Here is a 14,699-nt window from a genome sequence, read left to right as displayed (position 1 = left end):
CGTGAGCTGTGGACGACCGCACGAGACGGACTGCCACGAGGTGCTCGCCGAGGTCTACCTCTACCTCGACCTGGAGTGCGCCGAGGAGCGCCGGGTGCTGATCCGGCACCACTTGGAGGAGTGCGGGCCGTGCCTGCGCGAGTACGGCATCGAGCAGGAGGTCAAGGCGCTTGTGGCCCGGTGCTGCGGCAACGAGGCGGCGCCGGAGAAGCTGCGTGAGCGGCTGCGGCTGCGGCTGAGCGAGCTGGTGGTCTTCGAGACCACCGAGTCCCGCGAGCTGGCCGACTGATCAGACACCTGTGGCCCGGGTCCGCGTGCGGACCCGGGCCACAGGTGTGTCCGGCCCCCCAGGGCCGGGCGCCGCTGATCGGTGATCAGGAGTTGGGGCGCTTGCCGTGGTTGGCGCTGCTCTTCTTCCGGGCCTTCTTCTTCCGGGCCTTCTTCGCCATGCTCTGCCTCCTGTGCTGGTCACGGTCCGGCCGCGGGTGAGCGCGGCGGAGGTCGCGTACGGCCCCCGGGTTGCCGGGCGCCGACCCGCACGATGCTAGTGCCGCCGGTGCCGCGCCGGGCGCGGTGGGGCCGCGTCCCGGGCCGGTGGTCAGAGAACGGACGTGACCGGCGTCATGATTGGATACCGTTCGCAGGACTGTCGGGGAGAGGGAGGGCCGGGAGATGGCCGAGGAGATCCGCGCCGAGATGGTGGCGAACGTCTGGAAGGTCGTCGCGTCGGCCGGGGACACGGTGTCCGAGGGGGACACGCTCGTGATCCTGGAGTCGATGAAGATGGAGATCCCGGTGGTCGCCGAGTCCGACGGCGTGGTGCAGCAGCTGGCGGTCAACGAGGGCGACGTGGTGCAGGACGGCGACCTGATCGCGGTGATCGGTTGACCGGCCTGCTCGTCCGCCGCGCCGAGCCGGCGGACTTCCCGGCGGTGGCCCGCCTGACGGTGGCCGCCTACGAGGCGGACGGCCAGCTCAAGGACGAGAGCGGGTACGCGCCGGTGCTCGCCGACGTGGCCACCCGGGCGGGCACCGGGGAGGTGCTGGTCGCCGTGGACGGCGCCACCGGCGCGGTGCTCGGCGCGGTGACGTTCGTGCTGGCGGGCACCCCGTACGCCGAACTCGCCGGCCCCGGTGAGGCCGAGTTCCGGATGCTCGCGGTCGACCCGGCCGCGCAGGGCCGGGGCGCGGGCGCGGCGCTGGCCGAGGCGTGCGTGGCGCGCGCCGTCGAGTTGGGTTGCGCGGCGGTGGTGATCTGCGTGCGCGCCGGCATGGCGGCGAGTGCGCGCCGGCTCTACGACCGGCTCGGGTTCGTCCGGGCGCCGGAGAAGGACTGGGCCCCGACGCCCGGGATCGACCTGCTCGGCCTGCGCCTGCCCCTCACCGCGTCAGTCGCCGTCGTTGATCTTCGCGAGCAGCTCGTCGGCCACCTCAAGGGCGATCTTCCGCCGCTCGTCGTCGGTGATGCCGGGGGTACGCACCGCGAACCAGCTGCTGTGCACCGCGAACAGGGTGAGCGAGGCGCGTAGCTGGGCGGCCGGGGATTCGTCGCCGCGGCTCAGCTCGCCCGCCAGGCGCATCATCCGGTCGCGCATCTGCTGGCCGGCGACGAGGCTTTTCAGCACGGTCTGATTCTGTTCGAAGAACCGCATCACCCGGGGCAGCTCGCCGGAGAACATGGTGTCCGCGTACATGGCGATGAGGGTGCGCCGGGTCTCCAGCGTGGCCGGCTCCTCGGCGGCCCAGGCGATCAGCTCGTCCATCCGGCGCAGCCGGTCGTCGACGAAGCTGCTGACGATCTCGTCCTTGCTCTTGAAGTGGTAGTAGAGCGCTGCCTTGGTCACGTTGAGGCGCTCGGCGATCTCCCGGAGCGAGGTCTTCTCGTATCCCTGCTCGGTGAAGAGCTCCAGCGCGACGGCCTGGATGCGCTGGCGCGTGCCGCCTGTGCTCTCGCTCACCCGACCGACACCTTCCAATCCGCTTGACGTTGTCCCGGTGCCCAGCTTACCGTGCGGCTAGTAAGTTAACTAGCCGGGCGGCAAGTAAGTCGATCACCGATCTGCGGGGGAGCCTACCCATGAGTCAACAAGCCCCGGTCATCGCGAAGCCAAACGTCCGCGTCATCCTGTTCGGCCTGATGACCGCGATGACGCTCGCGATGCTCGACAACATGATCGTCAGCACCGCGCTGCCGCGCATCGTCTTCGAGTTCGGCGGCGCCGACCACTTCACCTGGGTGGTCACCGCGTACGTGCTGGGCACCACCGTCTCCACCCCGATCTGGGGCAAGCTCGGCGACCTCTACGGCCGCAAGGCGGTCTTCCTCACCTCGGTGGTCGTCTTCCTGATCGGCTCCGCGCTCTGCGGCATGTCCGGTTCCGGCGTCTTCGGTGGCGCCGACACCGGGATGGTCGAGCTGATCGCGTTCCGGGCGGTCCAGGGCCTCGGCGCGGGCGGCCTGATGGTCGGCGTCATGGCGATCATCGGGGACCTGGTCCCGCCCCGCGAGCGGGGCCGCTACCAGGGCATGATCGCCGCGATCATGGCCATCGCCATGGTGGCCGGCCCGCTCGTCGGCGGCTTCATCACCGACCACCTCTCCTGGCGCTGGGCGTTCTACGTGAACCTGCCCCTCGGCGGCGTGGCGCTGCTCCTCCTGGCCGTCACCATGCACCTGCCGAAGTACCGCACCGAGCACAAGATCGACTGGCTGGGCGCGGCGCTGCTCTCCGTCGGCATCACCGCGCTCGTGCTCGTCACCACGTGGGGCGGCAAGCAGTACGACTGGGGCTCGCCGCAGATCCTCGGCCTGACCGTGCTGGCGGTGGCCGCGCTCGGCGTGTTCGCGCTCGTGGAGCGGCGGGTGCCGGAGCCGATCCTGCCGCTGGGCCTGTTCGCCAACCGCAACTTCGCCCTCATCTCGGTGATCGGCTTCCTGCTCGGCTTCGCCATGTTCGGCGCGATGAACTTCCTGCCGCTCTACCAGCAGACCGTGCAGGGCGCCTCGGCCACCAACAGCGGCCTGCTCCTGCTCCCGCTGATGTTCGGCATGCTCGTGGTGTCGCTCGTGGTCGGCCGGACGATCACGAAGACCGGGCGCTACCGCGCCTTCCCGATCATCGGCGGCGTGGTGATGGCCGTCGGCATGTGGCTGCTCAGCCAACTCGACCTCGGCACCGGCAAGACCCAGTCCTCGCTCTACATGGTCGTGCTCGGCGTCGGCATGGGCTTCCTCATGCAGACCTCGATGCTCATCGCGCAGAACAGCGTCGAGCAGAAGGACCTGGGCGCGGCGAGCGGCGCGACCACCTTTTTCCGGTCCATCGGCGGCTCGTTCGGCGTCTCGCTGTTCGGCGCCGTCTTCGCCAACCGGCTGGCCGACTCGCCCGCCGGTCCGGCGCTCGCCGGCAAGGGCGGCGGCGAGGGCGGCGCGATGGACCTGGAGAACCTCAAGCAGCTCACCGGCCCGGCGCGGGAACTGGTGCTCGGCGGGCTCTCCGACGCCATCTCGCACGTCTTCCTCTGGGCCCTCTTCATCACCGTGGCGGTCCCGGTGCTCGCCTGGTTCGTCAAGGAGGTGCCGCTGCGCGCGACGAACGACGTTCCGCCGGCCACCGCCACGCCGGAGGAGGAGGCCGAGGTCGCCCTCGGCAAAACCCCCGTCTGAGGTAAGGAGGGGGCCCCGCTTAACGCCTGGCGTTGTGGCGGGGCCCCTCCTTAACACCCTTCCCGCGCGCGCGACACCACTCCGGGGGCGCGCGACACCACTCCCGGGGCGCGCGGGCGCTCAGGCGCGGCGGAACAGCGCGGTGAGGCGTCGCCACAGCCGGCGCAGCGGGCCGGCCCCGGCGTCGGCGACGAGCCCGGCGGCCGTCGCGCGGGCGGCCGGGTCGAGGGCCGGGGTGGCCCGGGCCAGGTGCGCGAGCGACACCGCCTCCGGGGTACGGCGGGCGGGGCCGGTCGCCACCGCGGCGAGCCGCCCGGCCACCACACCGGCCACGTCGGCGCGTACGGCCGGGTCCACCCAGGCGGCGGTGACCAGGGCGAACAGTGCCGCCTCGGCCGTCGGTCCCGGCTCGGTCCCGGCCAGTTCCCGCAGCACCCGGCGGCGGTTCGACTCCGCCCACGGCTCGTCGGTGCGGTGGTGCAGCAGGCCGAGACAGGCCCAGACCTGCGCACAGCGCGACCAGAGCGCGGGGTCCTGATCGCCGAGCACCCGGCCCAGCGCCGTGGGCGGCGCCTCCGGCGGGTATGCCAGCAGGCCGAGCAGGTCGGCCAGGTCCAGCGTGGCCAGTCCGACCGCGGCGTCGTACGCGGCCGGCGGGTGCGCCCACGCCGGGTGGGCCAGCTGCTGGAGCCGGCGCACCGCGTTCGCCGTCGGGCGGGCGGTGCCCGCCGTCGGCGCGGGCAGGTGGTCCGCGCCGGCCGGGGTGACCTGGCCGAGCCACGGACGGCCGCGGCAACACTCGGCGAGGTCGCCGTGTTCGTGCGAGTCGTCCGGATGGTCGCGGACGAAATCGGCGAGCGCCACCAGGTGGTCCACGTTCCCGTCGCGCTGGAAGCGCAGCCGGTGCGCGGTGTGCACGGCGCAGTCGAACGTGGGGTCCTTCGCCAGCGCCCGGTCGATCCAGCCCAGCGCCGCGTCGAGCCGGCCGTGGTCGGCGAGCGTGCCGGCGATGTCCGCGTAGACCGCCAGGTCGTCGGGGTCGAGCGCGACCGCACGTTCCAGCGCGGCGAGCGCGTCGGCGGTCCGGCCGGCGCTGCGGTACGCGTACCCGAGCCACACCTCGCCGAGTTTGCTGGGCTCCGCGCGTACCCCCCGGGTGGCCCACTCGACCGCGAGGGCGACCTCGCCGAGGCGCCGGGCCAGCGCGGACGCCGCCCCCAGCAGCAGCGGTTGACCCGGATGCACGGTGATCGCATTGCGGGCCAGCGTGAGGTAGGGCAGCAGCGGCTCGCGCAGCCGGCGCGGAACCGGGTCGGGCGCGGCGGCGCAGACCTGCATGAGGATCCGGGCGGTGCGCTCCGGATCGAGCCGTTCCGGGAGGTCGGCGGCGGTCACCCACGGTACGGCGGCCCAGGGCGCGCCCGGCGCGTAGCCGGTGGCGGCGGCCAGCAGGTCGAGACCTTCGGCGGGACGGCCGGCGGCGGCGAGCAGGTGCGCCCGGGCCACCACGGCGCCGACGAAGGCGTGCTGGCCGAGCGGGAAGAGTTCGACGTCGCCACCGCTGGCGGCGGCGAGCCGGGCGAGGGTCTCGTGCGCCTCCGGGAGGGTGGGTGAGCGCACCAGGGCGGCGGCGACGTGGTCGGCGGCGTGCCGGAGATCGCCCTCGCCCAGCGCCAGCCGGGCCAGCGCGAGTTCCTCCTCGGCGGAGAGCGCGGCGTCGTCCTCGGGCACGTCGTCCTTCCCTCGCCGGGCTGGTCGGTCGGTCAGCCGGGCAAGCCTAGGGGATCTTGCCCCCGAGTGGTGATCTGGTGCGCACTGCTGCTCGTTGCATTGTTGATTCTGGCTCAAACGTGCAAGACTGAGCATCCAACGCGCGGTAATCGCGCAGAAGGGGGTGCGCGGTGACGCGACCAGGGGCCGGGATGGCCGCCGACATCGACGAGCAGCCGGCCGGCTACGAGCGCCTGCTCTCCACCGCGCACGCCGCCGCGATCGCCGAGGTGGCGGCCGTGGTCGCGCAGCGGCGACCCCGCCACGTGGTCTTCACCGCCCGCGGCACGTCCGACCACGCCGCGCTCTACGCGGCCTACCTCACCGAGATCCGCCTCGGCCTGCCCGCCGGGTTGGCCTCGCCCAGCGCGATCACCGTCTTCGGCGCCCGCCCCGACCTCTCCGACGCGCTCGTCGTCGGCGTCAGCCAGAGCGGCGGCTCGCCCGACCTGACCGAGGTGCTCCGAGTGGCCCGGGCCTCCGGCGCGCTCACCCTGGCGGTCACCAACAACCCCGACTCACCGCTCGCCGAGACCGCCGAGCTGAGCATCGACGTGGCCGCCGGCCACGAGCGGGCGGTCGCCGCCACCAAGACCTACACCGCCGAGCTGCTCGCGCTGCTCATGCTGGTCGAGGGGGTACGCGCCGGTGACGGCGTGCTGCCCGCGCCGGAGCGGGACGCGCTGGCCCGCCTGCCCGAGCTGGCCGCGCACACCCTCGCCGACGACACCCCGGCCCGGCTCGCCCCGCGCTACCGGTTCGCCGCCCAGCTCGTCACCACCGGCCGGGGCTACGCGTACCCGACGGCCCGGGAAGCGGCGCTGAAACTGATGGAGACGTCCTACCTGCCGGCGCTCGCCTTCTCCGGCGCCGACCTGCTGCACGGCCCGCTCGCCATGACCGACCCGGACGTGCCGGTGCTCGCCGTGGTCGGCTCCGGCCCCGGCGGCACGTCGATGCGCGAGGTGCTGCCCCGGCTCGGCGAACGCCGGGCCGACGTGGTGGTGGTCGGCTCCGCCGACGTCGGCGCCACCCGGATGGCGGTGCCGGAGGTCGACGAGCGGTACGCGCCGCTGCTCGACATCCTGCCGCTGCAACGACTGGCCCTGGCCCTGGCGCTGGCCCGCGGCGAGGACCCGGACGCGCCCCGTGGTTTGAAGAAGGTCACGGCGACGATGTGAGCCGGGCGTGGCACGCTGTGGGGCGTGTCCACCCTCCGTGACCTCGCCGAGGAGCACACCACGCTCCGGCCGGCCGACATCGACCACCTGCACCGGGTCGCCGGTGACTGGCAGCTGCTCTCCGACCTGTCCTTCGCCGACCTGCTGCTGTGGGTGCCGGTGGACGGTGAGGGCACCTTCCTCTGCGTCGCCCAGGTGCGCCCGACCACCGCCCCGACCGCCTACCTCGACGACCAGGTCGGCCGGATCGTCGGCGGGCCCGAGGTGGCGCACCTGGAGGTGGCGCACCGGCAGGGCCGGATCTGGCGGGAGGGCGACCCGGTCTGGTACGGCGACGTGCCGGCCCGGCACGAGGCCATCCCGGTGCGACTGCGCACCGGCGACGGCGAGCACGGTGAGGTCATCGCCGTCGTCGGCCGGGACACCAACCTCTCCACCGCGCGCACCCCGAGTCAGCTCGAACTGAACTACCTGACCACCGCCGACGACCTGGCCCAGATGATCGCCGACGGCACCTTCCCGCCGCCCCGGCACCCGGGCGAGACCACCTCGGCACCCCGCGTCGGCGATGGCCTGGTGCGGCTCGACGCCAACGGCAAGGTCACCTACGCCAGCCCCAACGCGCAGTCCGCCTACCGCCGGCTCGGTTACGCCTCCCACCTGGTCGGCGAGGACCTGGCCAAGCTGCACCGCCGGCTCGCCGGCGACCCCCTCGAAGGCGCCGACGCGGGCAACGCGGTGCTCGCCGCGCTGCGCGGCGAGGCCCCACCCCGGCGCGAGATCGACGCCCGGGGCGCCACCATGCTGACCCGGGCGCTGCCGCTGATGCCCGCCGGCGTGCCGATCGGCGCGCTGGTGCTGGTCCGCGACATCACCGAGGTACGCCGCCGCGACCGCGCCCTGATCACCAAGGACGCCACCATCCGGGAGATTCACCACCGGGTGAAGAACAACCTCCAGACCGTCGCCGCGCTGCTGCGCCTCCAGGCCCGCCGGGTCGCCATGCCCGAGGCCCGGGTCGCGCTCGAGGAATCGGTACGCCGGGTCGCCTCGATCGCGCTCGTACACGAGACGCTCTCGCTCTCCAGTGACGAGGTGGTCGAGTTCGACGGCATCGTGGACCGGGTGGCCAGCGCCGCGACCGAGGTGGCCGCCACCGAGGTGACCGTCGGCATGCGGCGTCGGGGCAGCTTCGGCATCCTTCCGGCCGAGATCGCCACCTCGCTGGTCATGGTCCTCAACGAGCTGCTGCTCAACGCCGTGGAACACGGCTTCTCGCCGGTCGACGAGGAGGCCGCCCCCGCCCCGGCGGACGCGCCGCGACCCGAGGTGGTCGTCGAGGTGCACCGGCTCCGCAAACAGTTGCACGTCTCGGTCGCCGACAACGGCCGCGGCCTGCCCGGGCAGTTCGACGCCGAGCGCGGCGGCAACCTCGGCCTCCAGATCGTCCGGGCACTCGTCACCGGCGAGCTGCGCGGCACCATCGAGCTGCGCAACGGCGCGGCCGGCGGCACCGAGGCGGTCCTCGTCGTGCCACTGGCCCGGGGCACCGCCGACCGCCTGTCGGGCTGAGCCCTCGGCCGGCGGCGGTCCGGCCGAGCCGGGCCGCTCACCGGTCGCCGGGCTGGTCGCCGGTCGCCGGGCTGGTCGCCGGTCGCCGGTCGCCGGGCTGGTCGCCGGTCGCCGGGCGGGTCGCCGGTCGAGCCGGGCTGGTCACCGGTCGAGCAGGGCCACCGTGAGGCCCTGGCGGGGCCACACCTGACGGACCGTGAAGCCGTCGCGCAGCGCCGCGCCCTTGGCTCCGGGTACCGCCGCGAGCGGATCCGCCCGGCGCCCGGTGACCACGAGCCAGATCCGGTCCACCCCGGCCAGGCAGCGGGCCGGATCGCCGCACTCGACGGCCCAGAGGCTCGCGTCCGCCCGCTGGTCCCGGACCGCAAGCACGTCGCGCGGCAGCCTCGGCCCCAGGTGGTACGCCAGACCGAGGTCGGGAAAGAGCCAGCCGTCCCGGGGTGAGTAGACGATCGCGTCGCCCGGCCGCTGCCCGGCACCGATGATGTCCGCCGCCCCCGTGTAGTCGACCGGCGCGCTGCGGGGCCACTCGTGGGTCCGGCGCAGCGCTGCCTGGTCGGGCAGCCCGAGCAACCCGGCCAGGGCCACCACGACCAGCGCCGGCCCGAGGCGTACCCGGGCCAGAGCCGCGCCGGCCAGCAGGCAGGCGAACGGCACCGTGAAGATCAGATACCTGGTCACCCAGAGCGGCACCACCGTCCCGGCGACGAAGAGCAGCAACACCGGCAGCAGCACTGCGGCCCCGGGCAACAGCGCACGCCGGCCGAGCCGGGCCGCCCCGAATGCGGCGAGGCCTAGCAGGAACCCGCCCACCACGCCGCTCTGCGCCAGCCCGCCCGGCAGCGACGCCAGGTCGGACAGGCGGGCCGGATCGACCCAGTCGAGCTGCCGACCGCGCTGCCCCTGGGCGACGAGGCCCAGCGGGGTAACGAGCACGATTGCCGGCACCAGCGCCACCAGCCACCGCGCGACCACCCGCCGGGCGGGCACCGGCGCCCTCGGGTCGTCCGGAGCTCCGCCGCCCGTCCCGTGCCGTGACACCCGTGGCGCTCCACTCGCGGTCGATGTCGCCGGTGGGCGGAACGCTGTGGGTGTCTCCGGGGTGCCGTGACACCCATGGCGCTCCACTCGCGCTCGATGTCGCTGGTGGGTGGAACGCTGCGGTTGTCTGCGACCGGGCGGGGTTCCGCCGGGTGGGTCTGGTCGGGAGCGGGCGGCCCGGTCGACGCCGGCGGCGGCTGGGTCGACGCCGGCGGCGGCCGGGCCGCGCGCGGCGGTCAGCAGCACCACCACGGCGTGCGCGGCGAGCAGGGTGAGTGCGACCAGGTGGAGCAGCACGAGCGCGGCGACGACTACGGCGTACCCGACCCAACGCCCCCACGTCGGCCGACGCAACGCGCCGACCAGCAGGAGCGTGGCGAGCACGGCGAGCAGCGTCGCGAGCGCGTACGGGCGGGCCTCCTGGCCGTAGCGCGAGGTGGCCGGCAGCACGGCGAACAGCAGCCCGGCCAGCAGGCCGGCCCGGTCGGACACGAGCTGCGCGCCGAGGCGGGCGGTCAGCGTGGTGGCGACCGCCGTGGCGAGCGCCGAAGGCAGCCGCAGGGCCGTCGCAGAGGTGCCGGCCAGCGCGGTCCACCCGTGCATGAGCAGGTAGTACGGTCCGGTGGCGGCGTCGATGGTGTGGGTCAGCCGGACCAGGTCCGGCAGCGAGCGGGTCGCGGCGCTCCAGGTCGCCAACTCGTCTCGCCACGGCTGGGCGTGCCCGATCCCGGTCAGCGTGACCACCAGCGCCAGTAGGCCGGGAAGCGCCCACGCCACCCAACCGGGAACGCGGGGCGGCGCAGGCTCGGTAGGCGCGCTCACACCCCGCAGCCTCACACGCCACCCCCACCCTCCCACCCCCCTCCACCAATTTCCGCTCTCCCATTCCCACCCCCACCCCCGCGCCCCGGCTTCTGCCCGCTCCCGTTCCTGCTCCCGCCCCTCCCGTGCCGCCTGTTCCCGCTCCTGCCCCTCCCGCCCTCGCTCCCGCCCTCGCTCCCGCCCTCGCTCCCGCCCTCGCTCCCGCCCTCGCTCCCTCTCGCCCGTCGATCATGGAGTTGGCAGCACCTGGGGTCCGTTTTGTCGCCGCTAACCTCATGATCGACGAGCGACCCGGCGGATCTTGGAAGGATTCGGCCCCTGGAGGGGCCATTTGGCTCCAAGATCTTTCCGATGGCGGGGTTGATCAAGGAGTTTGTGTCGGCGGTGGCGCTTTCGATGACGCAAACCCCTTGATCAAGGCCAGGGCCGCCCGGCTCGCGCTGGGTGGATGGGCTTGATGCCCCGCCCGGGCTGGGCGGCACCCGGAGGCGGGACATCCGGGGGTGGAACATCCAGGGGTGGAACATCCCGGGGGTGGAACATCCGGGGGGTGGAACATCCGGGGGGTGGAACATCCGGGGTGGGGCGCCTGGGGGCTGGACACTTGGACGCCGGACACTTGGACGCCGGACACTTGGACGCCGGACACTTGGACGCCGGACACCTGGACACTTGGACGCCGGACACCTGGACGCCGGACACTTGGACGCCGGACACCTGGACGCCGGACACTTGGACGCCGGACACCTGGACGCCGGACAAGCGGGTGCCGGGGCCGGGGCCGGGCGGTGTGGGCTGGGCGGCCGAAAGCCGCGCGAGGGGCTTCGCCTCCGGCGGTGGCGCTCCGGATGCGGCAGGGCACGTGGCACCGTCGGTCCGGGCCGTGGGCTGGTCTCCGTGCCGGCGGCGGCGTTCCAAACGGACACCATGGCGGAGTGGGGCAGGTCACAAAGGTAGGCACGTGGATGGGCGTCGATCTGGGTGGGGGGCCCGTGATGTGGGATCACTGCGCCGGTCGGTGGCCGGGGAACCCGTGGTGTGGCAGCATGAGGCCATGACCGCCGCTGTCGTCCGCCGCTTCGTGGCTCGCCGCCACGTCGACTACGGCCGCGTGCGCAGCGCGATCTGTCCGGCCCACTGACGACGCCCGACCCATCCGTCTCGGGCGCGTTCCGCGCCGGCCGTCATCGACACCGCCGTCCTCGGTCCTCTTCAGGACCGGCCGCCGCGCCCGCGCTCCCAGGCACCGCAGCAGACAAACGGAGGACGCCGCGATGGCGGTCAGTAGCACCCCCACCCGCTCGGACCAGCCGGCTCCCGCCGCCCGGGCGCCCCGTCGGCCGCGTGGCGAGGGCCAGTGGGCGCTCGGGCACCGTGAGCCGCTCAACGCCAACGAGCGGCTCAAGAAGGACGACGATCCGCTGAACGTGCGGGACCGGATCGAGAACATCTACGCCCACGGGGGCTTCGCCTCGATCGACCCACAGGACCTGCGGGGCCGGTTCCGGTGGTGGGGCCTCTACACCCAGCGCAAGGCCGGCATCGACGGCGGGCGCACCGCCGTGCTGGAGCCGCACGAGCTGGAGGACGAGTTCTTCATGCTCCGGGTCCGGGTCGACGGCGGTCAGCTCAGCCTGGCCCAGCTCCGGGTCGTCGCGGAGATCTCCCGGGAGTTCGCCCGGGACACCGCCGACATCACCGACCGGCAGAACATTCAATACCACTGGATCCGGGTCGAGGACATGCCGGAGATCTGGCGTCGGCTGGAGTCGGTCGGCCTGCAGACCACCGAGGCGTGCGGCGACTGCCCGCGGATCGTGCTCGGCAGCCCGGTCGCCGGGGTGGCCCGGGACGAGGTGGTCGACGCCACCCCGGCGATCGACGAGATCGTTAGCCGGTACGTCGGCGACAAGCAGTTCTCCAACCTGCCCCGCAAGTTCAAGACCTCGATCTCCTGGCTCGTCGACACCCCGTACGAGGCGAACGACATCTCGTTCCTCGGCGTCGAGCACCCGGAGCACGGCCCCGGTTTCGACCTCTGGGTGGGCGGTGGGCTCTCCACCAACCCGATGCTGGCCAAGCGGCTCGGTGTCTGGGTGCCGTTGGACGAGGTGCCGGACGTGTGGGCCGGGGTGGTCGGCATCTTCCGCGACTACGGCTACCGCCGGCTGCGTAACCGGGCCCGGCTGAAGTTCCTGGTCGCCGACTGGGGCGTGGAGCGCTTCCGGGAGGTGCTGGAGAAGGAATACCTGGGTCGGACGCTGCTCGACGGTCCGGCCGCGGAGCTGCCGGCGAAGCCGGTCGACCACATCGGCGTGCACCCGCAGCGTGACGGCGCCAACTACGTGGGCGCGGCCCCGGTGGTGGGACGGGTCTCCGGCACCCAGCTCGCCGAGCTGGCCGACGTGGTCGAGGCGCACGGCAGCGACCGGGTGCGGCTCACGCCGTACCAGAAGCTCCTGGTCCTGGACGTGGCGCCGGAGCGGACCGAGGAGCTGGTGACCGCGTTGCGGGGGATCGGCCTGGAGGCCAGGCCCTCGGCCTGGCGGCGCGGCACGATGGCCTGCACCGGCATCGAGTTCTGCAAGCTTGCCATCGTGGAGACCAAGCGGCGCGGCGAGGAACTGGTCGCGCGGTTGGAGGAGCGGCTGCGCGACTTCGACGCGGACATCTCCATCCACCTCAACGGCTGCCCGAACGCCTGCGCCCGCACCCAGGTCGCGGACATCGGGCTCAAGGGTCAGCTCGTGGTCGGCCCGGACGGCCGGCAGGTCGAGGGGTTCCAGGTGCACCTCGGCGGCGGCCTCGGCATGGCCGCCGGGCAGACCGCCGGTTTCGGCCGCAAGCTGCGCGGCCTGAAGACCACCGCCGACGAGCTTCCGGAGTACGTGGAACGGCTGGCCCGCCGCTACCTGGCCAGCCGGACCGACGGCGAGAGCTTCGCCAACTGGGTGATCAGAGTCGATGAGGAGGAGCTTCGATGAGTGACGCTCGATCTGCGCCTCTCTACTGCCCGTACTGCGGCGAGGAGGACCTGCGACCGCACGAGGCCGGGCACGGCGCCTGGGAGTGCCACGCCTGCGCACGGGTGTTCTCGGTCAAGTTCACCGGCCTGCTGAGCCGGGCGGTGAACCGATGACCGGCCTGCTCTCCGCCGCCGGCCTGGGTCTGGTCGGCGGCGGAGAGGCCAACCCGGCGGACCCGGCCCGGCGGGACCCGGAGGAGCTGCGCGCGCTGGCCGAGGAGGCCGGGCGGGAGCTGGCGGACGCGCCCGCGCTGGAGATCGCCAGGTGGGCGGCGGAGACGTTCGGCGAGCGGTTCTGCGTGACCAGTTCGATGGCCGACGGTGTGGTGGCGCACCTGGTCTCCCGGGTCGCGCCCGGCGTCGACGTGGTGTTCCTCGACACCGGGCTGCACTTCCCGGAGACGCTGCGGGTCCGCGACGAGGTGGCCCGGCGGATGCCGGTGCGGGTCCGTTCGATCCGTCCCCGGATGACGGTCGGCCAGCAGGACGGCCAGTACGGGCCGCGCCTGTTCAACAGGTCCCCGGACGAGTGCTGCCAGCTGCGCAAGGTGGAGCCGTTGGAGCGGGCGCTGGCCGGCTACGACGCGTGGGCCGCCGGGCTGCGCCGCGACGAGTCGCCGACCCGGGCCAACACGCCCGTGGTGGGCTTCGACGCGCGGCGCGGCAAGGTCAAGGTGAACCCGATCGCCGCCTGGACGCAGCGCGAGGTGGACGCGTACGTGGCCCGCCACGACATCCCGGTCAACGAGCTGTTCGCCCGGGGCTACGGCTCGATCGGCTGCTGGCCGTGCACCCGCCGGACGAAGGCGGGGGAGGACCCGCGGGCCGGTCGCTGGGCGATGTTCGAGAAGACCGAGTGCGGCCTGCACCTCTGACGGGCGGCGCGCCGGTGGTGCTGGTGGCGCACGGCAGTCGTGATCCGCGCGCGGCCGAGGCGACGCGGGCGTTGGCCCGGGCGGTGGCGGCCACCTGCCCCGGCCGTCCGGTGCTGCCGAGCTGGCTCGATCACACCGAGCCCGGACCGGCCGACGTGCTGCGGCAACTCGCGGACGCGGGTCATTCCCGGGTGGTGCTGGTGCCGCTGCTGCTGACCGCCGCGTACCACCGGAAGGTGGACATCCCGGCGGCGGTCGCGGCGGCCGGCGCGGGCCTCGACGTGCGGGTGACGGAGGTGCTGGGGCCGACCGGCGGCGTGGTCGACGGGCGGTTGCTGGCCGCCCTGCGGCGCCGGCTGGCCGAGGCCGCCGGGGAGGGCGCGGACGCCGTGGTGCTGGCCGCGGCGGGCACCCGTGATCCCGCCGCGCGTGCCTCGGTGGGTCGGGTCGCCGCGGCGCTCGGCGCCGGGCTGGGCGTGCGCTGCCGGGTCTCGTACGCCTCGGCCGCGCCGCCGGAGGTCGGTGGCGCGGTGGCGCGGCTGCGCGCGACGGGTGCCCGCCGGGTCGCGGTGGCCGCCTACTTCCTGGCGCCGGGCCGGTTCCACGACGGGGTACGCGCGGCGGCCCGCTCGGCCGGCGCGGTGGCGGTCGCCGACCCGCTCACCGACCTGCCGGAACTCGCCGATCTGGTGCGCCGGCGGGTGGACGCGGCGGTGGGCTGAACACGGTCCGGACCGCGAAACGCC

Annotated in this window: 12 protein-coding genes and 1 pseudogene; 10 read left to right on the top strand and 3 right to left on the bottom strand. The window is 73.9% G+C overall.

What is annotated here, in order from left to right; all coding sequences use genetic code 11:
* Position 1: 1 nt before the first annotated feature.
* From rsrA to O7613_RS20520, 3 genes and pseudogenes are all read left to right on the top strand, one after another.
* On the top strand, positions 2 to 289 hold the full coding sequence (gene rsrA, locus O7613_RS20530) for a mycothiol system anti-sigma-R factor (RefSeq protein ID WP_281586824.1): 288 nt from the start codon (positions 2 to 4) through the stop codon (positions 287 to 289).
* 383 nt (positions 290 to 672) lie between these two features.
* The gene (locus tag O7613_RS20525) at positions 673 to 888 is read left to right on the top strand and encodes a biotin/lipoyl-binding carrier protein (protein ID WP_091068708.1); all 216 of its coding nucleotides are present in this window, start codon (positions 673 to 675) and stop codon (positions 886 to 888) included.
* Positions 885 to 1,388: pseudogene (locus tag O7613_RS20520) on the top strand (GNAT family N-acetyltransferase); the annotation flags it as partial. The gene O7613_RS20525 and the pseudogene O7613_RS20520, both read left to right, overlap by 4 nt.
* On the opposite strand, the gene O7613_RS20515 reads toward O7613_RS20520, so the two are convergent.
* Entirely contained in the window at positions 1,389 to 1,958 is a 570-nt protein-coding gene (locus O7613_RS20515; protein WP_281586826.1) for a TetR/AcrR family transcriptional regulator, read from the bottom strand.
* 119 nt (positions 1,959 to 2,077) lie between these two features.
* Between O7613_RS20515 and O7613_RS20510 the strand changes: the two genes are divergently transcribed.
* A complete protein-coding gene (locus tag O7613_RS20510; RefSeq protein WP_281586827.1) occupies positions 2,078 to 3,667 on the top strand; it encodes an MDR family MFS transporter in 1,590 nt (529 codons plus the stop codon).
* Between the two features lie 120 nt (positions 3,668 to 3,787).
* On the opposite strand, the gene O7613_RS20505 is transcribed toward O7613_RS20510, so the two are convergent.
* The gene (locus tag O7613_RS20505; protein WP_282289635.1) at positions 3,788 to 5,398 is read right to left on the bottom strand and encodes a tetratricopeptide repeat protein; all 1,611 of its coding nucleotides are present in this window, start codon (positions 5,396 to 5,398) and stop codon (positions 3,788 to 3,790) included.
* Positions 5,399 to 5,589: 191 nt separating this feature from the next.
* Between O7613_RS20505 and O7613_RS20500 the strand changes: the two genes are divergently transcribed.
* Complete coding sequence (locus O7613_RS20500; protein ID WP_281590100.1) at positions 5,590 to 6,618, top strand: SIS domain-containing protein; 1,029 nt, start codon at positions 5,590 to 5,592, stop codon at positions 6,616 to 6,618.
* 24 nt (positions 6,619 to 6,642) lie between these two features.
* Entirely contained in the window at positions 6,643 to 8,190 is a 1,548-nt protein-coding gene (locus O7613_RS20495) for a PAS domain-containing sensor histidine kinase (RefSeq protein WP_282289634.1), read from the top strand.
* Between the two features lie 141 nt (positions 8,191 to 8,331).
* Here the strand turns inward: O7613_RS20495 and O7613_RS20490 are convergent, their stop codons facing one another.
* The gene (locus O7613_RS20490; RefSeq protein WP_282294580.1) at positions 8,332 to 9,927 is read right to left on the bottom strand and encodes a glycosyltransferase family 39 protein; all 1,596 of its coding nucleotides are present in this window, start codon (positions 9,925 to 9,927) and stop codon (positions 8,332 to 8,334) included.
* A 1,400-nt stretch (positions 9,928 to 11,327) separates the two neighbouring features.
* Between O7613_RS20490 and O7613_RS20485 the strand changes: the two genes are divergently transcribed.
* From O7613_RS20485 to O7613_RS20470, 4 genes are read left to right on the top strand one after another with little or no spacing between them, the layout of a single operon-like run.
* Positions 11,328 to 13,037, top strand: a complete 1,710-nt coding sequence (locus O7613_RS20485) for a nitrite/sulfite reductase (protein ID WP_282289633.1) — start codon at positions 11,328 to 11,330, stop codon at positions 13,035 to 13,037.
* Positions 13,034 to 13,192 (top strand): IS1 family transposase, encoded by a 159-nt coding sequence (locus tag O7613_RS20480; protein WP_139128717.1) that lies wholly within the window; start codon positions 13,034 to 13,036, stop codon positions 13,190 to 13,192. Before O7613_RS20485 ends, O7613_RS20480 begins: the two co-directional genes overlap by 4 nt.
* Complete coding sequence (locus O7613_RS20475) at positions 13,189 to 13,953, top strand: phosphoadenylyl-sulfate reductase (protein WP_281586832.1); 765 nt, start codon at positions 13,189 to 13,191, stop codon at positions 13,951 to 13,953. The genes O7613_RS20480 and O7613_RS20475 overlap by 4 nt, the downstream gene beginning before the upstream one ends.
* On the top strand, positions 13,935 to 14,675 hold the full coding sequence (locus O7613_RS20470) for a CbiX/SirB N-terminal domain-containing protein (protein ID WP_281586833.1): 741 nt from the start codon (positions 13,935 to 13,937) through the stop codon (positions 14,673 to 14,675). Before O7613_RS20475 ends, O7613_RS20470 begins: the two co-directional genes overlap by 19 nt.
* The last annotated feature ends 24 nt before the right edge of the window (positions 14,676 to 14,699 follow it).

The sequence above is a fragment of the Micromonospora sp. WMMD975 genome (assembly GCF_029581215.1).
In the GTDB taxonomy this organism is placed as follows: Bacteria; Actinomycetota; Actinomycetes; order Mycobacteriales; family Micromonosporaceae; genus Micromonospora.
This window is presented reverse-complemented; position numbering and strand designations above follow the sequence as displayed.